This window comes from Clostridia bacterium (assembly GCA_035628995.1).
In the GTDB taxonomy this organism is placed as follows: domain Bacteria; phylum Bacillota; class Clostridia; order Lutisporales; family Lutisporaceae; genus BRH-c25.
Map to the genome: position 1 here is coordinate 660,219 of DASPIR010000023.1, position 25,050 is coordinate 685,268.

General features: G+C 40.8%; 20 protein-coding genes and 1 riboswitch. Of the genes, 5 read left to right on the forward strand and 15 right to left on the reverse strand.

The window, feature by feature from the left end; translation table 11 throughout:
• The first annotated feature begins 175 nt into the window (after positions 1 to 175).
• Positions 176 to 1,276, forward strand: coding sequence for a nitronate monooxygenase family protein (locus VEB00_10140; GenBank protein HYF83372.1), 1,101 nt, complete (start codon positions 176 to 178; stop codon positions 1,274 to 1,276).
• Positions 1,277 to 1,290: 14 nt separating this feature from the next.
• Here the strand turns inward: VEB00_10140 and VEB00_10145 are convergent, their stop codons facing one another.
• Positions 1,291 to 1,716 (reverse strand): DUF2383 domain-containing protein, encoded by a 426-nt coding sequence (locus VEB00_10145; protein HYF83373.1) that lies wholly within the window; start codon positions 1,714 to 1,716, stop codon positions 1,291 to 1,293.
• Positions 1,717 to 1,869: 153 nt separating this feature from the next.
• Positions 1,870 to 1,999: riboswitch (FMN riboswitch) on the forward strand.
• A gap of 69 nt (positions 2,000 to 2,068) precedes the next feature.
• Here VEB00_10145 and VEB00_10150 point away from each other — a divergent pair.
• The gene (locus VEB00_10150) at positions 2,069 to 2,632 is read left to right on the forward strand and encodes an ECF transporter S component (GenBank protein ID HYF83374.1); all 564 of its coding nucleotides are present in this window, start codon (positions 2,069 to 2,071) and stop codon (positions 2,630 to 2,632) included.
• Positions 2,633 to 2,938: 306 nt separating this feature from the next.
• A complete protein-coding gene (locus VEB00_10155) occupies positions 2,939 to 3,436 on the forward strand; it encodes an FMN-binding protein (protein HYF83375.1) in 498 nt (165 codons plus the stop codon).
• Between the two features lie 64 nt (positions 3,437 to 3,500).
• On the opposite strand, the gene VEB00_10160 is transcribed toward VEB00_10155, so the two are convergent.
• The 9 genes from VEB00_10160 to VEB00_10200 all read right to left on the reverse strand — a co-directional run bounded on the left by VEB00_10160 (position 3,501) and on the right by VEB00_10200 (position 13,231).
• Positions 3,501 to 4,778: a GMC family oxidoreductase N-terminal domain-containing protein gene (locus VEB00_10160; GenBank protein HYF83376.1), complete on the reverse strand. Its 1,278-nt coding sequence runs from the start codon at positions 4,776 to 4,778 to the stop codon at positions 3,501 to 3,503.
• Positions 4,775 to 5,311 (reverse strand): hypothetical protein, encoded by a 537-nt coding sequence (locus tag VEB00_10165; GenBank protein HYF83377.1) that lies wholly within the window; start codon positions 5,309 to 5,311, stop codon positions 4,775 to 4,777. Before VEB00_10165 ends, VEB00_10160 begins: the two co-directional genes overlap by 4 nt.
• Positions 5,312 to 5,313: 2 nt before the next feature.
• Positions 5,314 to 5,715, reverse strand: a complete 402-nt coding sequence (locus VEB00_10170) for a hypothetical protein (protein HYF83378.1) — start codon at positions 5,713 to 5,715, stop codon at positions 5,314 to 5,316.
• 18 nt (positions 5,716 to 5,733) lie between these two features.
• The gene (locus tag VEB00_10175; GenBank protein HYF83379.1) at positions 5,734 to 6,927 is read right to left on the reverse strand and encodes a radical SAM protein; all 1,194 of its coding nucleotides are present in this window, start codon (positions 6,925 to 6,927) and stop codon (positions 5,734 to 5,736) included.
• Positions 6,928 to 7,157: 230 nt separating this feature from the next.
• Positions 7,158 to 7,640, reverse strand: a complete 483-nt coding sequence (locus VEB00_10180; protein HYF83380.1) for a flavodoxin domain-containing protein — start codon at positions 7,638 to 7,640, stop codon at positions 7,158 to 7,160.
• A gap of 167 nt (positions 7,641 to 7,807) precedes the next feature.
• The gene (locus VEB00_10185) at positions 7,808 to 8,494 is read right to left on the reverse strand and encodes an ABC transporter ATP-binding protein (GenBank protein HYF83381.1); all 687 of its coding nucleotides are present in this window, start codon (positions 8,492 to 8,494) and stop codon (positions 7,808 to 7,810) included.
• 19 nt (positions 8,495 to 8,513) lie between these two features.
• Entirely contained in the window at positions 8,514 to 11,030 is a 2,517-nt protein-coding gene (locus VEB00_10190) for an FtsX-like permease family protein (GenBank protein HYF83382.1), read from the reverse strand.
• 86 nt (positions 11,031 to 11,116) lie between these two features.
• Positions 11,117 to 12,538: a HAMP domain-containing sensor histidine kinase gene (locus VEB00_10195; protein ID HYF83383.1), complete on the reverse strand. Its 1,422-nt coding sequence runs from the start codon at positions 12,536 to 12,538 to the stop codon at positions 11,117 to 11,119.
• Positions 12,539 to 13,231, reverse strand: coding sequence for a response regulator transcription factor (locus VEB00_10200; protein ID HYF83384.1), 693 nt, complete (start codon positions 13,229 to 13,231; stop codon positions 12,539 to 12,541).
• A gap of 536 nt (positions 13,232 to 13,767) precedes the next feature.
• Here VEB00_10200 and VEB00_10205 point away from each other — a divergent pair.
• Positions 13,768 to 14,883, forward strand: coding sequence for a hypothetical protein (locus VEB00_10205; GenBank protein ID HYF83385.1), 1,116 nt, complete (start codon positions 13,768 to 13,770; stop codon positions 14,881 to 14,883).
• 79 nt (positions 14,884 to 14,962) lie between these two features.
• Here VEB00_10205 and VEB00_10210 read toward each other — a convergent pair whose 3' ends face one another.
• A complete protein-coding gene (locus VEB00_10210) occupies positions 14,963 to 15,517 on the reverse strand; it encodes an NADH peroxidase (GenBank protein HYF83386.1) in 555 nt (184 codons plus the stop codon).
• Between the two features lie 176 nt (positions 15,518 to 15,693).
• On the opposite strand from VEB00_10210, the gene VEB00_10215 reads away from it, so the two are divergent.
• On the forward strand, positions 15,694 to 17,883 hold the full coding sequence (locus VEB00_10215) for a DNA topoisomerase III (GenBank protein ID HYF83387.1): 2,190 nt from the start codon (positions 15,694 to 15,696) through the stop codon (positions 17,881 to 17,883).
• A gap of 123 nt (positions 17,884 to 18,006) precedes the next feature.
• On the opposite strand, the gene VEB00_10220 is transcribed toward VEB00_10215, so the two are convergent.
• From VEB00_10220 to VEB00_10235, 4 genes are all read right to left on the reverse strand, one after another.
• Positions 18,007 to 21,615, reverse strand: coding sequence for an NAD(P)-binding protein (locus VEB00_10220; protein ID HYF83388.1), 3,609 nt, complete (start codon positions 21,613 to 21,615; stop codon positions 18,007 to 18,009).
• A gap of 16 nt (positions 21,616 to 21,631) precedes the next feature.
• On the reverse strand, positions 21,632 to 23,389 hold the full coding sequence (locus VEB00_10225) for an NADH-quinone oxidoreductase subunit NuoF (protein HYF83389.1): 1,758 nt from the start codon (positions 23,387 to 23,389) through the stop codon (positions 21,632 to 21,634).
• Positions 23,386 to 23,916 carry an NADH-quinone oxidoreductase subunit NuoE gene (gene nuoE, locus VEB00_10230; GenBank protein HYF83390.1) on the reverse strand — a complete coding sequence of 177 codons (531 nt, stop codon included), beginning with the start codon at positions 23,914 to 23,916 and terminating at the stop codon, positions 23,386 to 23,388. The genes VEB00_10225 and nuoE overlap by 4 nt, the downstream gene beginning before the upstream one ends.
• A gap of 164 nt (positions 23,917 to 24,080) precedes the next feature.
• The gene (locus tag VEB00_10235; GenBank protein ID HYF83391.1) at positions 24,081 to 24,989 is read right to left on the reverse strand and encodes an EamA family transporter; all 909 of its coding nucleotides are present in this window, start codon (positions 24,987 to 24,989) and stop codon (positions 24,081 to 24,083) included.
• Positions 24,990 to 25,050 lie beyond the last annotated feature (61 nt).

A 25,050-nucleotide genomic window follows, 5' to 3' on the forward strand; every position in this document is an offset into this window, starting at 1 on the left:
AAATAAAAAACAAATAAAGTCCTAAACTATATTCATATTTATACACCTAATAGAACCATTTAACCACTAAATTAAAAAAACTTCAATATTCACAAGCATTCAGTTATGATATACTACAGTAAAAGGCAATAATGTACAATATAAGCTAAAGATTATACATAATTGGGAGGTTTTTATGAACATCAATGGACTAAGGGAATTAAAAATAGGTGATCTGACGGCTAGACTGCCTATTATACAGGGGGGCATGGGAGTTGGAATATCACTGTCCGGTCTTGCAGCAGCGGTAGCAAACGAAGGCGGTGTTGGCGTAATAGCAGCAGCTGGAATCGGTATGTTAGACTACGATTTCTCCACTAAATTTCTGGAAGCAAATCTTGAAAGGTTGAAAAGTGAAATAAGAAAAGCACGAGAGAAAACCAAAGGCATCATCGGTGTTAATATAATGGTTGCTTTGACTAACTATGCAGAGTTTGTAAAGGCCTCTATTGAAGAAGGCATAGATATAATTTTTTCTGGTGCAGGTCTTCCTCTCAATCTTCCGCAGTATCTGGAGGGAAAGTATGAAACCAAGCTGGTTCCTATTGTATCTTCAGCACGCGCAGCCAGTGTTATCTGCAAAAAATGGCTGGATAAGTACAACTATCTTCCAGACGCTATAGTTGTGGAAGGTCCTAAGGCCGGTGGACACTTGGGCTTCAAAGAAGATCAAATATACAATCCCGAATACTCACTGGAAAAAATTATTCCCGAAGTTATAAACGAAGTAAAACCCTATGAGGACAAAGTCGGCAGACCGATTCCTGTAATAGCCGGCGGCGGCATATATTCCGGTGAGGATATTTATAAGTTTATGAAGCTTGGTGCTTCCGGAGTTCAAATGGCAACACGTTTTGTTACAACAGAAGAGTGCGATGCCTCTATAGATTTCAAGAACACTTACATCAACTCCAAAAAAGGAGATGTGACTATTATAAAGAGTCCTGTAGGCATGCCGGGTAGGGCTATCAGAAATGAGTTCACCGATGATATCTCCATGGGTGCGAAAAAACCATTCAAATGCCCATACCATTGCATAGTCACATGTGATTATAAGAATAGCCCCTATTGCATAGCTATGGCATTGACAAATGCACAAAAAGGCGACCTTGAAAATGGCTTTGCCTTTGCAGGAGAAAATGCTTACAGATCGGATAAAATCGTTTCTGTGAAAGAGCTTATGAACACACTTCAAAAAGAATATGCTGATGCTGCAGATAATGAAAAGTCGCTTTAAGGCGACTTTTTTTATTAATGTATGAAACCGCTCAATTTTCCTACATGGCTGCGGTCTTCCTCCAACAAACCCTTTATCAGCTTCATGCTTTCCGCATCCAAGTCCCCCTTCACTACCTCCTCAGCCATCTGAATTCCTCTGTATTCTCCATTTCCAGCATCCTTTAGAATAAACTTCGTATCATCACTGTTTCTTTTCACTAAATTCTTCATGTCAGCCATTGTTCCCATCAAGCCAGCACCTTTTACTGGGGTACCTCCGAGACTGCGTATCCTATCGGACACCTTAGAAGCGTGCTGCTTATGATCCCTTTGAATTTTCTGCAGCTCCAGCCTCATAGCAGGATCTTTAATTCTATGTATGAAGCTATCATATGCTTTTATTGCCATATACTCACCTTTTAAATATGCATTCAATTCATTTATGACTTTCTTATCCATCTCCTACGCTCCTCTATCATTACTTTAAATTAGATTTCCCTGCCCATAAGTATTTATCCGAATAGATAACATTCAACAATATTCAGCAGAATTAATAAGGGAATAATCTTTACATCAGAATATTGTTATGTTAAAATTATCTCATAAACTGAATATAATCTTCAGGGCAGGGTGAAATTCCCGATCGGCGGTAACGCAGTCATTGAACTGTTAGCCCGCGAGCGAAAGCAGACCCGGTTAGATTCCGGGGCCGACAGTAAAGTCTGGATAGAAGAAGATGCATTTTTTGAGCAAGTTGACATTCCCTGAGATTATTCTTCAGGGAATTTTTATATTTTCGGAGGGTTTTATAATGAATAATAACACAAACAAACTGGTTAGAATCGCTATGCTTTCAGCACTTTCTATTGTGCTGGTAATGCTGGTCAAGTTCCCCATCATTCCATCAGCACCATTCCTGGAGTATGAGCCAGGAGATGTACCGATGCTGATAGCAGCCTTTATGTATGGTCCCTTGGCAGGTCTCGCTATGACTGTTATTGTATCAACCATACAAGCCTTTACTGTAAGTGCTGCAGCAGGCTGGGTTGGATTGGTGATGCACGTGATAGCTACTGGCACCTTTGTTGTCGTATCCGGTGCCATCTACAGAAGATTCCACACAATCAAGGGAGCCTTTGCAGCTTTGGCAGCAGGTTCAATTTGCATGACACTTGTAATGATACCCTGCAACCTGTTTTTCACAGTAAAATTTTACGGGGTTCCATATGATGCAGTAGTAGCAATGCTTCCGACTGCAATCCTGCCATTTAACCTGATTAAATCCTTGGCTAACTCAATAATAGTAATATTGGTTTACAAGCCATTGAGCAGATTCTTCAAAGGTGCAGACAGAGCACAAAAGAACGCAGCTTAGCACTCAAATGCAAAAGAGGCTGGTGGGTTCCCCCATTAGTCTCTTATTTTTTTACATATTTTAGAAAAATCCTGTGCATATATAATAATTGAGTGACTAAAAAATCAAGGGATTAACGATAGTTATTATCGTAAAGTCTTCCAATAACTAATTAAACGGCGTGACTGGCACTAATTCTCAGCAAAATTAACAATGAATATTATTATCTGCTTTTAACCCAATATTTGCGCGTTTTTACAGATTGACAATCATATAACAATTTTGTATTATAATAGATGAATAAATGAAAATATGGGGGAATTATCTATGAAATCACAAAAACTAATTACATTGGCTCTTGCTGTTGTTCTTGTTCTGAGCCTTGCAGCATGCAGCCCAAGCGCACCTGCAGCAGTTGAACCAACTCCTGCACCAACCGTAGAACCTACAGCAGCACCTACTCCTGCAGCAGAACCTGCTCCTGCAGCAAACGGCCTTAAGGATGGATCATACAATGCTGCACAAGACAAATATGATGATTACGGCTGGAAGGGACAGATAACAATTGAAGTAAAGGATGGCAAAATCGGCACTGTTGATTTTGACTATGTAAACAAAGAAAATAAGTTGAAATCAGAGGATCAGGGCTACATAAAAGCAATGGAAGATAAGACAAAGGTAAACCTCGCAAAGGCTATGGTAGAGCTTGAAAGCTCACTCCTTAGCAAACAGGATGCAGCAGCTGTAGATACAGTAACTAGTGCCACAGCTACAAGCAATGACTTCAAAACCTTAGCAGCTAAAGCACTTGAGAGTGCAAAATAGAACATTATAAATCCGAAAATAAGCGGGGTACTGAGAAATTCTCAGTACCCCGCTTTTGCCTATCTTACACATATCGCTCCATTATAATTTTACTGACTCTCTTAGCCATAGCCATTATAGTAAGTATAGGCGGATTTCCCAAAGACTCGGGGAACAGCGTTGCATCGGCAATATACAGATTTTCAGGAAGCTTAGGATTGTGAAAGGTTTCCGCTTCCTGTCCTGTGAGCGGCAGCATACCACCGGGATGTCCGGCATTTATCGTTCCAAGGAAAATATTGTCCTTTCTTATACCATACCTGCCAAGTATCTCCCTGCAGATCTCTACTCCCTCCTGCAGTCTTTCTTTATCAATATCTGTAAGTGTTTTTTTGATATTTTTATTATCAATGCTTCCGATACTTGAATCTGCCAGCTTAATCATTAGTGTCAGCGTATCCGAAGCAGGATATCGCCAGCTTTTATTAAAGAAAAAGCTTAGATAATCAAAATACGGGGATAAGATATAATGCTCCCTCTGCACGGCAAAGGGCATGGAAAGCTCTTTATTCTGAAGGCTTCCCTTCTGCTCGGCAGCTACGCAGAGGACCGGATCAACAAACAGTCTGCTTTCACATTCAATACCAGAATTCTGAAGGATTACAGGGGTTGAAAAGCCGCCTGCCGCAAGTATGACAATATCAGCCGGATAGAAGTCCTTCTGCACCTGTACTCCCTTGACGAAACCCTTCTCTGCAACAACCTTTGTAACCTTGCAGCCTGTAACAAGTTTCGCTCCCGAATCCTGTGCAGCCGTAAGCATTCGGCGGCTGTCCCATTTCACACCGTACTGACAGCCAAGGACGCATCTTCCGCAGCTGGTGCAGGTACTATAATCTCCAAGTTTCGGTATAGGTTGGGGGTTCAGTTCCATTTCCCTGCATATCTCAAACAATCTCTTTGTGGTATCCCGCCATTTGTTTTGATGATTCTTTGTAATGGGAATCTCCTTATAAAGCTCCTCGAATTCATCGTCCAAATCAATTCCAAGCGCCTTTAGCCCTTTGTCCATACGAAGCGCATTTCCCGCAGAAAGCGTAGTAGTTCCACCCAAACCGCTCCCTCTGACCATAACCATCCTATCTTCGGTTTTATGCACTCTCATTGATGGAAACAGCAGCTGTATTTCCCTTTCATCAAAAAACAGTCCTGTTTTTTTCAGCTTTTCCAGGACAGACAAATTAGAGGAAAAAGGCTTGAACTCTCTGCCTGCCTCCAGGACGGTCACTTGAAATTTCCCCTGCAGCTTCTTGGCGGCGGCTGCTCCGCCTGCACCACTGCCAACCACTATCACTCTTTTCATTTCAAAGCCCTCCCGCTTAAATATCCTTTACAGCAGCTGCCGCCTTCAGTGATTCTTTCATAAAAACACAGCCTGCCTCCTGAAAGTCCTGCTGCCAGTCCTTCATCCAGTGAAGAAATAAGGTTGCAAACTCCTTCGGAATAATATTTACTGAAATAGCACTGTTTGATTATAATTTCACCCTGCCTATCACATTGAAAATCTATTCCGATGAGCTTATAAATAACCTTAAGTGCCGTAATAGCTTCTTCCCAGGTTGCTATATGAAGGCTTTTTCTCAGGTTCTGTCCAAAAATATAAGAATTTTGATACAACCGGTTTTTTACTTCTTCAATTGGACCTCTGCTCTGCAAATAGCTCTCAGCCTGCTCCTTTGTAAATAAAGCATACTTTAACAAGCACTCCTCAAAAGAAAGCCCCGTGATCTCCGACGGCTCACTTTGGAAGGCATAACCCGTCAAGCAGAACAGTTCATTCAGCTTTTTCCTCTTAATAAATCCCGGTATGTAGAGCTGCATTATTTTCAGGAGCATAATCATACTCCTGCTTTCTTCATCTTCATGAGGTATAATGCTGCAATACCTATAAAACCGTCAACAATAAAGTTGGCGAAATATATCAAGTAATGCTGGTGAATTACGAATAGATAAATAGAAATAATTGAAGATGCCAGTTTGGCTTGAGCCAATAAAAACGGATAAATATTATTCTCAGGATAGCGGTACATCAGGCATGCAATCAAAGTCACAAGGTACATATATGCAGAAGCCAGCGTCAAATAAAAGCCGGTGCCTTGTACTGGTGATTGGGGCAATCCGAAATAACTCGAAATACTGTTAAAAAAAATCAGGGCTGAATCTGGAAAAAATAGAAAGATCACGCCCACAACGGCAAATATCGCTGCTGCTGTAAGACTGAACAGTTTATACAATCTCATACTTACACCTCCATACTTTCATCGCTTATATAACATTCGTGAAAACTCGGACAGCGGGCTAAACTGGACTTCCTTCATCATTTCCATGGTATCTTCTTTACTGATGGGAGACTGTCCCTTATAATATTTTTTCAGCAATTCATAGTTTTTGTTAATAAAACAGCAGCTTTCCGACGGAAAATGCTCTTTCATCTCTGAAAAAACGGCTTGCACCGACTTATCCCGTACATTTCCAAAGGTCATGGGCGTAAATACACAGGGGCTGACCTCTCCAAATGCATCTATATAGACCATTTTATTGCCTGCATTACAGCCGAAGTGCTCTCCTCCCTCAAAATGTCCAAGATAATTTACCGTAATTTTTCCCTCTTTATTGTATTTATCCTGCAAGCGTACAAGGCTCAGCCTTTCCTCTTCGGTAATGACTGAAGCCTCGTTCCAGAAGGCCTCTACCGTTGGCTTGGTTTCACTCAGCCAGGCTTCATGGATATCAAGGCTTATCAGGAAATTTAGAAATTCCTGTACCTGATTTCCCTGGAGCATCTTCCTGGATATGACTGCTGATACACTTACATGAACTCCTACGTTTTTAAATATTTCTATCGCTCTGAGCGCTGTCCGGAAGGCCCCTTTTGATCCCCTGATCCGGTCATGTTCTTCTTCTTCCCAATGGTCCAGGCTGATTGATACATACAAAAGACCTGCTTCCTTAAGCTCCGCTGCCAGTTGCTCCGTAAGATTGGTACCTGTGGTAAACAGCTTTATTGCGCAATCATCCCCGACACTTTTTACAATCTCAACAATATCTTTGTTCAAAAGTGGCTCCCCACCGGTGAAGCCCAGCCAGAAAACGCCCATTTTCTTCAGCTCCTGTATGAGCTGCTTGATTTCAGCCGTATTTAGAAGCTCCCCGCTTCTATTCTTATTGTAACAATATCGGCAATTCTGGGGGCAGACATTGGTCAAGCAAATTTGAGCGTGGGAGGGTCCCGACCTCTTTGCCAGCAGCTGCTCATTTATGAAGCGGGTAAAGGCTTTGCTGTTCACCGAAGGCAGATGCGAATGAATTATGAGCTGCCCGCCTACATTCAACAAATTGAACTTCCCCATATACTTAGTCAGGAACCAATTGATTGAAGGCTTTACCCTTATGATCTGAATATTTGACAATAGTGTTTTAACCAAGATAATTTTATTTTTAAATCCAGCCATGTTTCTAAACCTCACAAATTAAATATTTAACATTATACTCCAATTATACGAAATTAATTTTTCAATGTCTGAAATTTTTAATGTCAGCTTCATATTCTTTAAACCCTTATAAAAATTATTAAATAAATTGAAAACCTTAAGGCAAATTATTGGACGCTCTTACATGGATAAAACAAAAACCCCCAAGTGGGGGCGATGAAACACGAAAACCGATGATATGCTTTTCTATCCTATTTTGATAAAATATTTTTAGCGTACTTGTCAATCTTATCTTTCGAAAGCCTTGAATAATCTTGTGTTATTCCTTTTACAATCCGTATCACATGCTTTTCGATAAAGCTTATCTTATCAATATGCAATTCGCCACCAAATGTTTCCATTATAACAGCATGGCTAAATAGCTCTTCAGGAAAAGAAGCTTTTAATTCTTTTTCTATTATAACAGAGTCTTGCTCTCCAGCACAGATAAATAATCCAAGTCTCTTTGTCTTTAATTCTTCTGCATGCTTAAGCATATATTTGTGCATTTGTTTTTGGATTTTACCTACGTATATAGAACCACCCAGAATCACAGTGTCATACTCTTTAAGTTCCGGCACCTTATCTTTCATAATATTAATCGATGAAACATTTTCACCCAGCTTTGATTTTAATAATGTTACAGCCTTTTGAGTACAGCCATATTTTGTTGCATATATAATAAGTATTTTCATAAAAAAACCACCTTTTCATATTCTTTATACATTTCATTTATTCTATCATATACTGTTTTTCCCAATTATTCAATATACTTTGTCTATAGTCTTCTTTATTTTTAGACAATTGTTAAGTGTTTCCATAAACTTTTTTATCCATTAATCATTCAGATCCCTAATTCAGATTATGCAATTACGCCATCTCTGACATTGATAATTCGGTCACTGTATTCTGCAGCCTCAACAGAGTGGGTCACCATAATAATAGTTTTATTGCTATCTTGATTGATTTCGCGTAACAGCTCTATAATTTCAGCGCCGGTTTTGCTGTCCAAGTTACCTGTTGGTTCATCAGCAAAGAGAATTTCGGGGGTGTTGATCAATGCTCTGGCGATTGCTACTCTTTGCTGCTGGCCACCGGACAATTCCCATGGAGTGTGTTTCCTTCTGTCGGTCAGTCCAACGATGTCCAATATTTCATTGAGCTGATGTTTATAATCCTTCATACTCTTCCCGTCCAGAAGTACAGGCAAGAGAATGTTTTCTTCCACATTCAGGTTTGGAATCAAATTATAAAATTGAAATACGAATCCAATGTTTCTTCTTCGCATGACGCTTTTTTGACTGTCATCAAACTTTGAAATATCCTTGCCGTTCATAAGCACACTTCCTCTTGAAGGATTATCCAGCCCTCCTAGAATATAAAGGAGCGTGCTTTTCCCTGAGCCTGATGGCCCCATAATGGAAACAAATTCTCCCACTGTGACTTGCAGGGATACATCTTTCAATACTCTAGACACGACATCTCCCATCTTGTATTCTTTAATGATGTTTCTTCCCTCTATGGCATAATGCCCATTTAAGCGATTCATGTGCTTTCCTCCCGATTACTTATTCAAATTTAATTTCCTCGACAATTTTCATCTGTGAGCCTTTTAGAATGGGTACGATTGAGCCGATCAATGTGATAACAATTCCCATAGCACCCGCCATGATAAATACGGACGCTTCAAGCTCCGGCTCCATTGAGATTCTCGGACCCGCAACAAGAAATATAGTTTTGATTTCCAAATATGCTACTGCGATTCCAAATATCGCTCCGATTAAGCCGGATGAAAAACCCTCTATCAGCGTTATCTTTATATTTTGCTTGTTACTGAGTCCGACCGATTTATACATTGCAATGGAATGACGCTTTTGAATGTAGTTAATGAGTAGGTTATTGATAATTCCTATAGCGGCAAGCAGCAGGATAAAATAGGTGAGCTTTCTCAGTGGTTCCAGAAACGCACCGACAACACCAAGTGCATCGGCATTAAATTCTTTTACCGTCCGGCTCCAATTTGTCTTATTGCCGAATAAATCCCGAATTTGAATCATAGCCGCATCAGGATCGACAGCTTGAAAAGCTAAAAAGCCGTAATCTGTAGCTCTAAAGTCATTCACCCCACATGCGGATGGGATAATCGCCGCCGCACTGCTTGCTCTTGATTTGTAACTGCCAATGACATGGTATTCGTACTCTGCGCCGCTGAAAGAAAGGCTTACTGTGTCACCAACTTTTATACCTTGCCGACGTATGGAATCGCTGCTTAATAAAATGTTCCTTGCGTTGCTAAAAGACGTTTCTATATCATTTCTGATGTTTTCACTGTCATATTTTATGGCAAGCATAGAATTATACAGACTTAAATCTTCTACTGCTTCCACTCGTCCTAAAGACTGCCCATCCGCAAGAATATTGCCATTCAAAACATAGACAGGCAATACCGCCTTCATGCCTTCTATATTTTTTACCTCCCGGACAAACACTTTATCCATATTCGCATCGGCAAACCCATCTAAATCCGCACCTTTAAAAACATCACCTATATAGGTGTTTACAAAGCTGCCGACCACACTTATTGCAATTATTGCCGATATGCTGATGAACAACAGTGTAATATTCTGATTGATATTTTTATTCCATTTCATATTGCGAGCCGCCAATCGCCCCTCATTGCCCAAAACAATCCCATATACCCGTTCAAGCAAAGATGAAAGACCTGTCATGATATAGGGAATTACAACAATCGTTGCAATAATCAAGCCTAACAATGAAAATCCTCCTGCAAGTATCAACATCTGCCCACCGGCAATACGGGGCAGTATAATGGACAGAGCAAGGAGGATCATGCCAAAACCAGATTTTGCCGAATTTGATATATTTTCTTCTTCTGCCATTCCCAAGACAACATCCTTTACGGGAAGTTTGCTTGCACGTTTTACAGGAATATAGGCACTGAGCAGCGATACGACAATCGCCGCAACACAGGACAGGAAAATGTTCAAAGGGGATACAACCATTGGTATCTCAACACCCTGCCACGAGGATTCTCCCAATCCCCCAAGCATAAGCTTCAAGACTGCAAAACCGAGCGGTATCCCAAGCAGTCCCCCAAATATTCCATATAGAAGGCTTTCTATCATTAGTATTTTGGTAACTGCCTTTTCGGTGGCTCCTATGCTTCGGAAGGTTCCTATCACCGGCAGCCTTTCTATCGTAATAACTTTGTAGCTGCTGTAAATAATAAAAACACTCATGGTCAATGCAAAAAAGCTAATGAGGAAAAAGGGCATTGATTTTTCCCTTGCGTCTGCTTCAACCTGCTTTTCATTAACAACTTTTTTAACTCGGTAGCTTTCAGACGGCAGAGAATCAGATAGTTCTGATTCTAAAGTATCTGTATCTACTCCAACGCTTGGCTCTATTAATATTTCGCTATACCCGTTCTGAGTGTTCAATATCTTTTCCAGAGTAGCTTTGGGAATCAATGCGTTAAATCCCCGTGTCTGACGCAAAAACACCGTATCGTAAGCAGCAATGGCAGCTACATGAAATTCGAAGGAGCTTCCTCCGATTCGCAGCTTTACATTGTCTCCTGCTTGAGTGCCGTATTTAAATGTAAATTTTTCTGGCAGAACAACCTGGTAGCCTGTAAAATCATGCAGCTCACCACCATCCATTAGTCGTGGCTTGTTGATTTGGCTCAACTTGTTCAAATCTGCGGCTATAATATCGAAGTTTTCAAAATATCCATCCTCATTGTAAAGTCCTGGTGTCTGCAAAATGCCAACTTTATATTTAATTGAAGCAAGCTTGGGTATGGCTTCTTCTGAAATCCTGCCCATTTCACCATTCGCATCCGGCAAAGCCGAAACAGATATGGCAGCCGTTCCAGCGATTCCTTTTGCCATTTTTTTCTGTGCACTTGAATATGAATCGCCAATGGCAAGGGAAACAAAAAGCAACGTTGTGGCAAGGACGACCGACAACAACATGACAGCTGTTCGCGTTTTCCTTTCTTTCAAATTGTTTAATAAGTATTTCAGAATGATTTTCAAATAAGCACCTGCTTTCCTTGTCATTTTTCAACCCTTTTTTGCATACAAAAAGGTTGATGGCTTATATCTAAACGATAAGCCATCAACCTTATTCTATCTTTCAGTAAACCTTAATTTAATCTTAAGTTTGAATGAGGAAACTCCACAAAAAAGCTTGTGCCGATTCCCAGCTTGCTTTCTACAAAAATACTGCCGCCGTGAAGTTCAATGATTTGCTTGGCAATCGCCATGCCAAGCCCTGACCCTTCCGGCTTTTCTCCCGTATTTGTTCCCCGATAATATCGTGTAAATAAATTTCTAAGTTCTTCTTCGCTCATGCCCCTGCCGTTGTCCTGAATGCGGATTTGTATCTTATCTTCTGCTTTTATAGAAATGGCAATTTTAGTTTCTTTACTATTATGAACAAGTGCGTTATAAATCAGATTGTTCAATGCCCGTTTTAAAAGCATAGAATCAAAGATTAAAGTAATATCCTCATTTCCGCTGTAAAAGCTAATATTTCTGGATTCATACTCAGGATGATTCAGAATATCTATCACAATTTCCTTAGTAAATCTTACAATGCTATTTTCTCTTTTATTCAGTGGTATCATTTCATTTTCAAGCTGATAGGTTAATTTCAAATCATCAATGAGTTCTTCTGCATAAGCTGTGTTTTTTAGTATCATTTTTCCATATTTTTTTATTTGATCTAACGTAATTTCATAATTAGGATCGGTGATAAGCTCAGCATAGCCTTTTATGGGTGATATGGGCGTTTTCAAGTCGTGAGTGATATTGGCAATCCATTCTTCGCGTGCCTTCTCATTTCTTTCACGCACTTCATCACTTGCCTTAATTTCAGCATCCAGAGCATTTAAACTGTCGTACACATCACGAAATGCCCCTTTGCTTTCGATTGGACTATATGACCTCGACGCAATTTCCCCAACTGCACTTATCATTCGTGACATCCGTTTTGTTATCCAAAGCCCGTAAACCACACCGGAAATAATGACCAATAGAAACATTATTCCCATTAGCCCAATGAAAATGGACTTGCCTCCGGTAAATTTGTCTGCATTCAAGTATGCGGTAACTTTTGAAATCCGCACAGGAAAGCCAATGATATATGTCCAGTCCGTACCCCCATGTTGTATACCTCCAATAAAAACCGTTGAATTTCCATTACCACCTGTTTGATACAAATATAACAGTTCGGATGGCGTATAGTGGTTCAAAGCCTTCTGTGGTGTTCTGTAGCTGAGCACTTCTACACCATCTTCATCGATGACTTGAAGCCATAAATTATTCTTTTTCAGTTCTTCCAGTCCAGACTGCTTCACTTGCGGTTTGTTTCCAGCAAAAACAATCTGTTCGGAGAAGTCTTGGGTAAAAACTTTCGGCCAGTTGCTTAAGTCTGACTGTCCATCCGGCTTCTGTATGGTAAATACATAAAAGAGCATGCCTATACCTGCCGCAATCATACCAATCAGCAGAATGAAAAAAATAAGGTATATATGAAAAACTGATTTGTAGCCTGATCTTTTCATCTAATCATCTCTCTCTACAAGCTTGTACCCAAGCCCTTTTACAGTTAAAAGTATTTGAGGCTTTGATGGATCATCTTCTATTTTTTCTCTCAAATGTCTGATATGGACCATAATCGTATTGTCACAGATAGCACCGTATTCTCCCCAAACCTGTTCATACAGCCGTTCTTTACTGATTATTTTATTAGCGTTTTCTGCCAGAAACATAAGTAGTCCAAACTCTCTTGCCGTCAATTCTATCTCGATTCCGTTTTTATATACCTGGTAGCCATCGGAATCAATAAATACATTTCCTATTTGGAACGTTTTTGATTCCAAGTTTTTCTTAGCAGCTTGACTGTACTGCTGTCTTCGAATTTGCGCTTTAATGCGGAACACAATTTCCCTTGGACTAAAAGGTTTTGTCACATAATCATCCCCACCGCTATTCAGTCCAAGGATTTTATCAATATCATCATTTTTCGAGGATAGAAAGAGAATCGGACAATACGAAAATTCACGAATCCGTTTGCATACCTCAATTCCATCGATATCGGGGAGCATGATATCCAATATAATTGCTTCGGGGTTATGGTTCCTACACAAATCAATTGCATCCATACCATTGTACGCCTTGATAATATTATGAAAACCATCTATTCTCAGCACTTCTTCAATCAAATCTGTAATGTCTTTTTCGTCGTCTACAAGCATTATTTTTTTGTTTGAAACATCTGCCCAGTCTTTTTTTTCTTTTGGTACTGAGCTTCTATTATCCTCAAACAATGATCTCACCTCCATTGTTAATTTTACCTTACATCATTTATAAACAGCATGCTGTACGGAAATATAATAACGCACACCAATCCTTCAAAATTGAATTTAACTATATTATATATGGAGAAACAAATAAACGGAATGGAATAATTCATAAAAATGGAAAAACCTGCGGCTGTAGCCCCAATATTCGAGAAGAGTTAAGTAAAGTTGAGATTCCCGAGACTAAATATTATCTTAAAGGTGATGCTGATCAGGGCTTAAACAGGATGGAGGGAAAATTGACAGCACAAAGCTAGGTAACTTAAGCTTGACGGTTATGATGCATCTAAGAATGTCAGTGGCGGTGATAATAAGTACTCCGAATTCTCATTGTAAAATTTATCAAGTTGCCCATAATATGGATTGACAAGTTATTAACATTGGCATAAAATTAATAATGAATATCAAATTCATTATTTAGGAGGGATTTTATGAAAAAACTGATTGCGACTCTTGTGGCTACAACCTTAGTTTTGTCTACCTTAGGCGTGACTGCATTGGCTGAAGACCCAACAACAAGAGGACAAGGTATTTATCCTGATGTTGTATCTACTGCTTCGGTAAATCTTACAGCTGAACAAGAATTACAGAACTCCTTGGGAGAAAAAGGAACTTGGATTACTACACTTGGTAGCAATGTTACTGTTTCAAATGATCTTGTATGGTCAGGTGACATTAGAAAAGAGGGTGGTACAGCACCAGGTAGAAAACTTGGTTTATACTATCACTCAGCACCAAATATTGGTGGCGAACAGTTGTTTACATTAAAAGTTCCTGTTTTGATTGTTAACGCTGAAAACGCAAATCTTGCTTATGGAACACTTGATGGCAACGTAAGGGTTCAAGCTAAGGGCTTTAATCTCACTAACTGTACTATCACAGGTCAATTGGGCTTTGCTACACAAGAACTATATGATTCTGCAAAGTTCAATGACGTTACGATCAAAGGCGATGTTTGGGTAGCTGGAAATAAGCTTCCAAGTAATCTAAAACCTCAAACCATTACAAACTACGCTAAGTACAGTGAATCTGCTACAAGCGGTGACATGATGAAAGCTGCTGTTACTTTCAAAGATGGCAAAGCTCATAATGTTTTGATAGATGTTATGGGTCCTGCTTACTTCATGAAACCAGGTATTTTATCTTCAGGCGGACAAGGAAACTGGGGCAAAGTATCTTATTCAAAAGCAGGTCAATATGTTATGGTACAACCTTCTGCTGAGAGACCAGCAGATACGATTTTATCTTGGGATAAACAAATATCAGCTGTGATTGCTGCATACATAAAATCTGGTTTTGATATAAGCCAATTCCCAACTTCTCAAAGAGATGCAAATCACCCATCTGTTCTTGACTTCAATAAGATGCTTGATGGTAAGTATAAGGCTTATACAGTAAGTGAAACAAATGGAGCAATTGATACAACAAAACTTAAAGGTGCACAAAGATCAGAAGCTGCAAAAGTTGACGCCATCACAAGTTGTTCCGTTGATGTAGGCAAATATCTGAAATTGGCTGATAGCATTATTAAAGCTGGAACTAAATAATTTATTTTAGTAATTAAAAGTCTTGATACTCACAAGCTGAGTGTCAAGACTTTTTTTAGGTAGATTTGAAATGATATGACTATATTGACTTACCGAAATACCTCTTCAAAAGCCCTTCAAATGCTGATCCATGTCTTGCTTCATCCTTGCACATTTCATGTACAGTATCATGAATTGCGTCATAGTTCAGTTCTTTTGCTCTTGTTGCCAAGTGCTTTTTGCCGGTACATGCACCGAACTCTGCTTCTGCTCTGAGTTCAAGATTTTTCTTTGTATCCGGGAATACGACTTCCCCGATAAGCTCAGCGAATCTGGCTGCATGATCTGCTTCTTCAAAAGCATATCTCTTAAACGCTTCAGCAATCTCCGGATAACCTTCTCTATCAGCCTGACGGCTCATTGCCAGGTACATTCCTACTTCAGTGCACTCTCCCATAAAATTAGCCTTAAGTCCCTCATAAACCTCAGGATCTACATCCTTTGCCACACCTATTCTATGTTCATCAGCCCACTGACGTGCACCTTCTTCTTTTACTGTGAACTTTTCTTTTGCTGCCTTACACTGAGGACAGTTCTCCGGTGCCTCCATTCCCTCGTGAACATACCCACATATCGAACATACAAACTTTTTCATTTTACTATCTCCTTTATATTTAATTATTATCTATAAATAATTATTATCTCTATTAATAATTTACCATATCGACTTAATTTTATCAAGAGGGTTTTTAAAATATATTTTAAATGATAAACTATAATGTAGAGGAAAACGGGCGATTCGTGAATCGCCCCTACGCAAAGGAGAAATAAATGGGAAAAATATTGGTATTGGCTGAGAAACCGTCTGTTGGACGGGACTTGGCAAAGGTTTTGAACTGCAATCAAGGTGGAAATGGCTGTCTGATGGGTCCAAAATACATAGTGACTTGGGCTCTTGGCCACTTGGTAACTCTGGCTGACCCTGAAGCCTATAACAATAAATATAAAACATGGAACCTTGAAGACCTGCCGATGCTGCCTGATAAAATGGAGCTGGCTGTAATTAAGGAAACCTCAAAGCAATACGGAATTGTCCGCGGCCTTTTGAAGCAGCCTGACATCGATGAGCTAGTAATTGCAACTGATGCAGGGCGTGAAGGTGAATTGGTAGCCCGTTGGATTATGGAAAAGGCAGGCTTCAGAAAGCCGGTAAAACGATTATGGATATCCTCTCAGACTGACAAGGCGATTAAGGATGGTTTTAACCAGCTCAAGCCCGGCAAAGAATATGAAAATCTGTATAGAGCAGCCCAGTGCAGAGCCGAAGCTGATTGGCTGATTGGTCTTAATGTGACCCGTGCTCTTACGTGCAAGTACAATGCGCAACTGTCAGCAGGCAGAGTTCAGACCCCTACCTTGGCACTGATTGTACAAAGAGAAAATGAGATAAAAAGCTTTATACCCAAGGATTATTGGACTATTGAAGCTAAAGTCAATGGGTTCTCATTGCTTTGGAGAGACAAATCCAGCAGCAATACACAGTTGTTTGATAGGGAAAAGGCGGAAGCGATTGTTTCAAAGCTTAAAGGACAGACAGGCGAAATAACGGACATAAAGAAGGAAGCAAAAAGTGAACTCCACCCGTTAGCTTATGACCTGACGGAATTGCAGAGGGACGCCAACAAGCGATACGGCTATTCTGCCAAACAGACGCTGTCCATTATGCAGGCTTTGTACGAGCGTCACAAGATATTGACTTATCCCAGGACCGACTCCCGCCACATTACAACGGATATCGTTCCGACACTGCCGGACAGGCTAAAAAGTATAGCGGTAGGACCCTATGCCCCAATGGCACAAAACCTGCTTCGAAGCAGAATAAATACCACAAGCCGCTTGGTAGATAACAGCAAGGTCAGCGACCATCATGCGATTATTCCCACTGAGCAGCCTGTAAAGCTCTCTGGTTTGAGTACCGAAGAGCGCAATATATTTGACTTGGTTGTCAAGCGCTTTCTTGCAGTCCTGAGCCCTGCCTACATGTATGAGCAGACCACGGTAAAGGTTGAAGCTTCCGGTGAACAGCTCTTTGCTAGGGGTAAAGTGACCAAAGCCATGGGTTGGAAGGCTGTGTATGATGACAGAGGCAATTCAGAGGGTGATAGTTCTGAGGAAGATAGAGAACAGTCCCTTCCCCCTATGCAGAAGGGTGATAAACTTAAGTTCGCATCTGTTAACTCTAATAATAGAAAAACAAAGCCTCCGGCACGTTATACAGAGGCAACTCTGCTAACTGCAATGGAGCATCCGGGTAAATTTATCGAGGATGAAGCTCTTAAAGAAGCGCTTGATAGAACCAGCGGCTTAGGCACTCCCGCTACCAGAGCAGATATCATTGAAAAATTGTTCAACACCTTTTATGTGGAAAGAAGAGGCAAGGATATTTTCCCCACGGCAAAAGGAATACAGATTATAGATCTTGCTCCCTCGGAGCTTAGGTCAGCTGAGCTCACTGCCAAATGGGAGCAGCAGCTATATGATATAAGTAAGGGAAAGGCTAATGCCAGTGCTTTCATGACTCATATCAGAACTCATGCCTCCAAGCTGGTCTCCTCAGTTGTAGCCAGCACCGAAGCATATAAGCACGACAATATTACCCGTTCACGTTGTCCTGAGTGCGGAAAGTTCTTATTGGAGGTCAACGGAAAAAAGGGCAAAATGCTGGTCTGTGCAGATAGGGATTGCGGCTACCGCAAAGGTGTGGCTCAGCAATCAAACGCCCGATGCCCTGAGTGTAAAAAAAGAATGGAGCTTAAAGGCGAAGGAGAAGGCAGACTCTTCACTTGCAGCTGCGGCTTCCGCGAGAAGCTTTCCAGCTTCAACAAGCGCATGGAGGAAAGAACTGAGAGCAGCGACAAACGAACGGTTCAAAGTTACATGCAGCAGCAGAAAAAAGAAGAGCCTGTAAACAACGCCATGGCTGATGCCTTGGCAAAGTGGAAAGCATCACAGGAAAAATAGGAAACGGGTAACACCGAACACACGGATTTCTCACGGAAGACCACGGCAATAATATATTTCCCAGCCGTGTATTCAGTGGATTTCAGTGTTTTCAGTGTTACCCGTTCCTTTTCTATTTTATACCTATGATTTTAAACCATTTTCAGCCAAGTACTCTTCAAATTGCATCTGAATTGTATCATAAATCTTTCTTTCTTTAAACATATGCCCATCTTCAGGAATGCTGAGGTTTGCCTTCTTGTCTTCCGTCATGAAGCCTTCTGTGTGCAGTACCTGTGAACCCTCAACATTATCTCTGCTGCAAGGAGTATATATATCAATACCCTTCACAGCTGCAGCATATAATCCGCCGTAAGGTCTTACCTCGTTGGCTATCTTTTCATCTGCCTTCTTAACCGTTTCAATAACCACGCCCATCTGTGCACCCAGCTTTGAAAGTATATCAAAGGTATTCCTGACCGTCAATGGTTTAACAGCTGCTGCTAGTCTCTGAATTTTCCTGTCTGACCTTGTAAAGGTTCCCTCTGATTCAGCTGCACTGCTTACAGGTATAACAACGTTTGCAAGCTTTGCAGTCTTTGTCATGAAAAGATCTAAGCAAACTGTAAATTCCAGCTTGGCAATAAGCTTCCTGGTCTTTTCATCAGCACCTGCCAAATCTTCACCTATTATAACAGCACCTTTGATTTCTCCTTTTTCGATGCCTGAAAGAAGCTGGTTTGCCGGAGTTGTAAAGCCCATATCGATTATTCCCTGGGTATTAGCCTTCGAACGGACAATAATAATACCTCTGTGCGGCTTTCCAACCTTTTCCGTTATAACAGCTGCATCAGCAATGAGCTTAATGCCAGCTTCGGAAACTGTATCCTCATCAACTACGATTATGGCTTTCTTGGCTTCACCGTACATTTTTGCAACTTTTGCAGCATCCGTATTGTCGGCAGCCTTTTTAACAAACTCAGCTAATGCGTCAAAGCCGTTGGCTATCTTCTCAATCTTATCCTTGTCTGCAAACTTCTGATCCATCAATGACTTAATGAAGCTTTTCAGGAATTCCATGTTGTTCTCTATCTTCAGAGCAACATTCGCATGTTCAGCCAATCTAGTGTCTGAATTGCTGATTGATACTAACTTAGCCTTCTTCGCTGCTGCATCCTTCATATTTATTCCTAACACAGGATGGTTTTCCGCAACATTGCCTATAGAAATAATCAGGTCTGTGTTATATAGCTCGTCATAGCTGTTGGTGGAAGCATTGCAGCCAAGAACTGCCTTTATTCCGGATGCTTCTTTTACTGACATGGTTCCGATTATTTCAGTATCTAGCTTATCGGCAATTTTTTTCGCAACATACGCCTCTTCATTAGTAAATTTAGGAGATATAAACATTGCAATGCTGTTCTTGCCATATTGTCCTCTAATAAGCTGCAGCTTCTTGGCAGCAAGAGCTATTGCATCATCAAATTCTGCTTCAACAGTATTGTCACCTCTTCTTATTATCGGTTTCAGCAATCTCTTCTCATCATTAATATGGTAGATGCCGAAACGGCCTTTTGCACATAATGTCTCTTCGCCTTTTGCCTTATTAGGTCGTGATTTAAATACCAGGCTGCCCTTTGACTGATGAATTATATTACATCCAACTCCACAGTAGCTGCAAATGGAAGCTGAGTCCTCAAGTTCTACGGGAACCTGCTTTTTAATAGCTTCTTTTTCCATGCATGCACCTGTCGGGCAGACATCTACGCAATGTCCGCAGGATATACAGGCACTTTCCTCAAGCGGCAAGCCGAATTCAGGAATAACCACTGAATCAAAGCCTCTGTCCAGAAGTCCAAGAGCAGTTACTCCGGTTACTTCTTCACATGCCCTGAAGCACAGACCACAGAGTATGCACTTTTCCGCATTCCTCTTAATGAATGGATGTGTATCTGCTTCTTCTTCCCTGTGGATCTCACCCTTTAATGCCTTAGTGTCAATGTCATGCTGTCCTATATATTTAACAAGCTTGCATTCAAAATAGTCATGGCAGCCGCATTCCAAGCACCTGGAAGCTTCCTTTACAGCAGCTTCTTCATCAAAGGTCTCTGAAATTGCTCCGAAACTCATTCTTCTTGTCTGTGCCGGTATTACCTTAAGGTGTTCTCTGTCTTTCTTTTCTCTGTCTGCAAAATCTTCAGCGGTTAAATCTTCCTGCTCAATGTAGCACGGATTTGCAACTGATCTTATTTCTCCATTTAAGTAGCTGTCGATTACATGAGCCGCATTCTTACCCTGAGCAATAGCTTCTATAGCTATCTTTGGCCCGGTTACAGCTTCGCCGCCGGCGAAAATTCCCGGCATACTGGTCGCAAAGGTATTAGCATTAGCTGAAATCGTACCCTTCTTCGTAATATCCAACTCTTTTACATTTTCTGCATTTACTCTCTGACCTATTGCAGAAACTATAAGATCTGCAGAAATTGTAACTTCGTCTCCGGGAATAGGTTCCGGGCTTCTTCTTCCTGACTTGTCAGGAGCACCCAGCTTCATTCTCTGGCATCTTACAGCCTTTGCCCTTCCATTCCCTTCAATAACTTCTATAGGAGCAACAAGATAAGTGAATTCTACGCCTTCTTCTTCTGCTTCATCTATTTCTATTTCCTCTGCAGGCATTTCATCCCTGGTTCTTCTGTATAGAACCTGAACATGCTCTGCACCCAATCTCACTGCTGTTCTGGCTACGTCCATGGCTGTGTTTCCGCCGCCTATGACTATAACGTGCTGCCCCAGATATATCGGCTCTGCAAGGGTAGCTTTTCTCAAGAATTCAATACCACCCATTACACCTTCCATATCTTCGCCTTTGCAGCCCATATTCATGCTTGCCCAGGCACCTATTGCAACAAATACAGCATCATAAGTCTTCTTGAGGTATGTTATTGTAATATCTTCACCGAGTTTTACGTTGCACTTAAGGTCTACTCCCATTTTTGTAAGAGTATCTATTTCTGCATCCAAAAGCTCTTTCGGGAGACGATACTGAGGAATTCCGTATCTCAGCATTCCACCGGGATATGGCTTATCCTCATATAATACTACCTTGTGACCTTTTGCTGCCAGGAAGTATGCACATGAAACTCCGGCAGGTCCCGCTCCTACAACAGCAACTGTTTTCCCTGTAGGCTCCTCCATATCCGGTACATAGGTTCCTTGCTTAATATCAATATCACCAATGAATCTCTTAATATCTGCAATTGCTATAGGCTCATCTACATTTGCCCTTCTGCATGCAGTTTCACAAGGATGCGGGCAAACTCTTCCTATGCTTGCAGGCATCGGAATAACAGCTTTAACTAATTTGATAGCTTCATCATACTGTCCATTTGCAACTAGTCCTACATATCCCTGACAATCCGTATTCCCCGGACAAGCAGTTGCGCAAGGAGGACGACAATCTCCCTTGTGATCCGATGATAGTAAAGTAAGCGCTGTCTTTCTTGCAGCAATGGTTCTTGGAGTATCTGTCTTTATTATCATTCCATCCATTGCAGGAGTTGAACAGGCTCTTACCAGCTTTGGATTTCCTTCCACTTCTACTACGCACATGCCGCAAGCGCCGTAAGGCTTGAGATTTTCATCATAGCAAAGATTCGGGATATCAATTCCGTTATCTAATGCAATTTTTAATATTGTACTGCCTTCATTGGCAGCTAATTCCCTATTATTAATATTTACTCTGACCAGTGCCATTTTCTCACTTCCTTTACTATTCAACATTTATTGCACCAAACTTGCAAGTGATAGCGCAGTTTCCGCATTTTGTACATTTTTCCGGATCAATGCTATGAGGTTTCTTTATTTCACCGGAAATAGCTGCTGTTGGGCATTTTCTTGCACATGCTGTACAACCGGTGCACTTATCCTCGAGGATACTATACGTGATAAGGCTCTTGCACTGCTTGGCAGGGCACTTCTTATCCTTAATATGAGCTATATATTCATCCTTAAAATATCTCAGGGTTGTAAGCACCGGATTCGGAGCTGTCTGTCCAAGCCCGCACAAGGAACCGTCTTTAATGCTGGTGCAAAGCTGCTCCAGTTCATCGATGTCTTCCATCCTGCCTTCTCCATGAGTAATTCTCTCAAGGATTTCAAGCATTCTCTTTGTACCAATCCTGCAATATATACATTTCCCACAGGATTCCTTACAGGTAAAATCAAGGAAGAATCTTGCCATGTCAACCATACATGTAGTTTCATCCATAACAACCATACCGCCGGAGCCCATTATTGCCCCTGTTTTGGTAATAGACTCATAATCAACAGGAGTATCAATCAGCGACTTTGGTATACACCCGCCTGAAGGTCCTCCCATCTGGACAGCTTTGAAATCCTTGTCCTTCTTGATTCCGCCGCCGATTCCATATATTACATCCTTTAAAGGCATTCCCATTGGAACTTCAACCAAACCGCCGTTCTTAACCTTTCCGGCAAGAGCAAAAACCTTGGTTCCATTACTCTTTTCTGTTCCGTAAGCAGCGAAGGCTGCTCCGCTGTTTCTCATTATCCATGGCACATTTGCATAAGTTTCAACATTGTTTATGTTTGTAGGCTTTCCGAAATAACCCGACTGAGCTGGGAATGGCGGCTTAAGCCTTGGCATTCCTCTTTCTCCCTCGAGGGATGCAATAAGAGCAGTCTCTTCGCCACATACAAAGGCTCCTGCACCCTTCTTAATCTTGATATTGAAGTTAAAGCCTGAACCCAATATATTTTCGCCCAGGTAATTGGCAGCGTGAGCCTGAACTATTGCTCCCTCAAGCCTTTCTATAGCCAGAGGATATTCTGCTCTGCAATAAATATATCCATAGTTCGCGCCTATGGCATATCCTGCGATAATCATTCCTTCAAGAAGTCCATGGGGGTCTCCCTCAAGTACGCTTCTGTCCATGAATGCACCGGGGTCTCCCTCGTCAGCATTACAAACTACATACTTTTCATTTCCCTTTGCCTTCCTTGCAGCATCCCATTTGAACCAGGTTGGAAAACCGGCTCCGCCTCTTCCCCTTAAACCTGATTTTTTAATCTCTTCAATTACTTCCTCAGGCGTCATTTCATTAACACACTTATTAAGTGCTTTATATCCATCGTTTGCTAAATAGTCCTCAATTTTTTCAGGATTTATAACACCACAGTTCTGAAGAACAACTCTAACCTGTTTATCTAACTGCTGGAATGGTTTTTTACTGGTTGATGCAATATACCTCTCTATTGGAGTGCCGTTTATAATATGTTGTTCTACAATCTCTTTTGCCATCGCCGGTGTAACATTTACGTAGGTTGATACTTCACCTTCATCATCAATTACATCCAGCAAAGGCTCATAGAAGCACATTCCAATACATCCTGTTGATGATATTTCAATATCGAATCCCTTTTCTTTCAAACAATTCAGCAAAGCTTCCTTGATTTTTCTTCCGCCAGCTGCAATGCCGCAACTGCCGAGACCTATCCTTATCTTCAATTGGAGGCACCTCCTTTTTCTTTTTCGTAAATACCTCTAATCACTTCTCTTACGCTATTAGGAGTAAGATTACCGTATGCTTCTCCATTGATCATCATAACCGGTGCTAAGCTGCAGCAGCCGAGACAAGCAACATCCTCCAAGGTAAACATCCCGTCAGAGCTTGTCCCCCCTGGTACTATTCCCAGCTCGTCACATATGGCTTCGCTTATTTTATCAGAGCCGTTTACATGGCAGGCAGTTCCTTGGCATTGAAGTATTATATACTTGCCTGTAGGATCCAATCTGAACTGAGAGTAGAAGGTTGCAATACCGTATATCTTTGCTTTCTTGTTCCCTGTTCTTTCAGCTATGACTTTCAATGCTTCCAGTGGCAGATATCCGTAAATACCTTGCGTATCCTGAAGTATGCTTATCAAGCTAGCACTTTGACCCTTGTATTTCTCAAAAACAGGATCAAGCAGCATCAGATCAACCTCATTATTGTCAAAATTTGATTCCAGTTTCTTTTCGCAAGAACATTCCATAAGCAGATCCCCTCCTATAAAGATAATATATTTAACTATATTTTAATTTATTAAAAATCCTCATTAATATATTCTATCACTTTACTTACACAGGGTAAATTCCAATTCATGCATGAAAATTTAAAAGGCTATGATAATTTTGTATCAAAGCCTTGCAAAAGCATTCAGTTTTGTGAAACACCTAAAGCTGCAATCTCAGGATTTCGTTTCCTCTCATTATACGAGAAAAACAGAACAGCTAAAATTATTAGAAAGCTTCCTGCCGCCAATGAATAGTTAAGTCTTTCTCCAAACACAAATATGCCCAGAACAACGCCGGTGACTGGTTCAAAAGTGCTCAATATCGCTGTATCCGACGGACCGATTATATTTACAGCTCTTGAATACGCAAGAATTGCAAAAACAGTGCATATTAATGCAAGCCCCAATACAGAGAATATACCGATCGGCTGTATATCAAGCTTCAAGCTTCTGGTTGCCGCACCATATATAAAAGTTGAAGTAGCTGAGAACAATGAGACGTAAAAGGTGAGCAGAAGACCATCAATTGACTTGATATCCTCTCTCCCAAGCTCTATTGTATATAAGGAATAGAATCCGCCTGAAGCAAGTGCCAAAGCCACGCCTGTCATGCTGACTGCATTTTCCTTTGAACCTGCAAGTATGTAAACTCCCAAAATAGACATTATAAGTGAAAGGATTTTTATCTTCCCGATTTTTTCTTTGAAAATGAAAAGCGACATTACTGTTACTATGGCGGGATATATGTAATGCAGTGTAGTAGCTAGACCTATAGACATGTAGTTATAGGATAAAAAAAGTGTCACACAGGTTGCTGCATACCCTACGATGCTCAGATATGCTATCCTGCCAAAAAGCTTTCTGCTTAATATGAATTTGGTTTTTCGTACATAAAGTATTCCGAACAAAATCAAAGCAGCTGCAAAAAACCTTAAAAACACTGCAGTAATAGCATTTGTACCTCCTCTATATGCAATGACGGCAAATACAGGTACAAAACCGAATGCAACAGCTGAAGAAACAGCATAAATCATTCCATGTATTTTTTTCATATATTTTCTTCCTTTGTATGAGTATCAAATACAGTTATAGCATAAATTCCTATACTATATT

What these genes read in the sequence shown, in the direction of transcription:
- VEB00_10145 (HYF83373.1), bottom strand. Translation starts at nt 1,716, where the DNA reads ATGGATAAGAAAGTCATAAATGAATTGAATGCATATTTAAAAGGTGAG.
- VEB00_10140 (HYF83372.1), top strand. Translation starts at nt 176, where the DNA reads ATGAACATCAATGGACTAAGGGAATTAAAAATAGGTGATCTGACGGCT.
- VEB00_10205 (HYF83385.1), top strand. Translation starts at nt 13,768, where the DNA reads ATGAAAAAACTGATTGCGACTCTTGTGGCTACAACCTTAGTTTTGTCT.
- VEB00_10220 (HYF83388.1), bottom strand. Translation starts at nt 21,615, where the DNA reads ATGGCACTGGTCAGAGTAAATATTAATAATAGGGAATTAGCTGCCAAT.
- VEB00_10165 (HYF83377.1), bottom strand. Translation starts at nt 5,311, where the DNA reads ATGCTCCTGAAAATAATGCAGCTCTACATACCGGGATTTATTAAGAGG.
- VEB00_10200 (HYF83384.1), bottom strand. Translation starts at nt 13,231, where the DNA reads ATGCTTGTAGACGACGAAAAAGACATTACAGATTTGATTGAAGAAGTG.
- VEB00_10180 (HYF83380.1), bottom strand. Translation starts at nt 7,640, where the DNA reads ATGAAAATACTTATTATATATGCAACAAAATATGGCTGTACTCAAAAG.
- VEB00_10215 (HYF83387.1), top strand. Translation starts at nt 15,694, where the DNA reads ATGGGAAAAATATTGGTATTGGCTGAGAAACCGTCTGTTGGACGGGAC.
- VEB00_10195 (HYF83383.1), bottom strand. Translation starts at nt 12,538, where the DNA reads ATGAAAAGATCAGGCTACAAATCAGTTTTTCATATATACCTTATTTTT.
- VEB00_10235 (HYF83391.1), bottom strand. Translation starts at nt 24,989, where the DNA reads ATGAAAAAAATACATGGAATGATTTATGCTGTTTCTTCAGCTGTTGCA.
- VEB00_10170 (HYF83378.1), bottom strand. Translation starts at nt 5,715, where the DNA reads ATGAGATTGTATAAACTGTTCAGTCTTACAGCAGCAGCGATATTTGCC.
- VEB00_10210 (HYF83386.1), bottom strand. Translation starts at nt 15,517, where the DNA reads ATGAAAAAGTTTGTATGTTCGATATGTGGGTATGTTCACGAGGGAATG.
- VEB00_10155 (HYF83375.1), top strand. Translation starts at nt 2,939, where the DNA reads ATGAAATCACAAAAACTAATTACATTGGCTCTTGCTGTTGTTCTTGTT.
- VEB00_10160 (HYF83376.1), bottom strand. Translation starts at nt 4,778, where the DNA reads ATGAAAAGAGTGATAGTGGTTGGCAGTGGTGCAGGCGGAGCAGCCGCC.
- VEB00_10190 (HYF83382.1), bottom strand. Translation starts at nt 11,030, where the DNA reads ATGACAAGGAAAGCAGGTGCTTATTTGAAAATCATTCTGAAATACTTA.
- nuoE (HYF83390.1), bottom strand. Translation starts at nt 23,916, where the DNA reads ATGGAATGTTCTTGCGAAAAGAAACTGGAATCAAATTTTGACAATAAT.
- VEB00_10175 (HYF83379.1), bottom strand. Translation starts at nt 6,927, where the DNA reads ATGGCTGGATTTAAAAATAAAATTATCTTGGTTAAAACACTATTGTCA.
- VEB00_10185 (HYF83381.1), bottom strand. Translation starts at nt 8,494, where the DNA reads ATGAATCGCTTAAATGGGCATTATGCCATAGAGGGAAGAAACATCATT.
- VEB00_10150 (HYF83374.1), top strand. Translation starts at nt 2,069, where the DNA reads ATGAATAATAACACAAACAAACTGGTTAGAATCGCTATGCTTTCAGCA.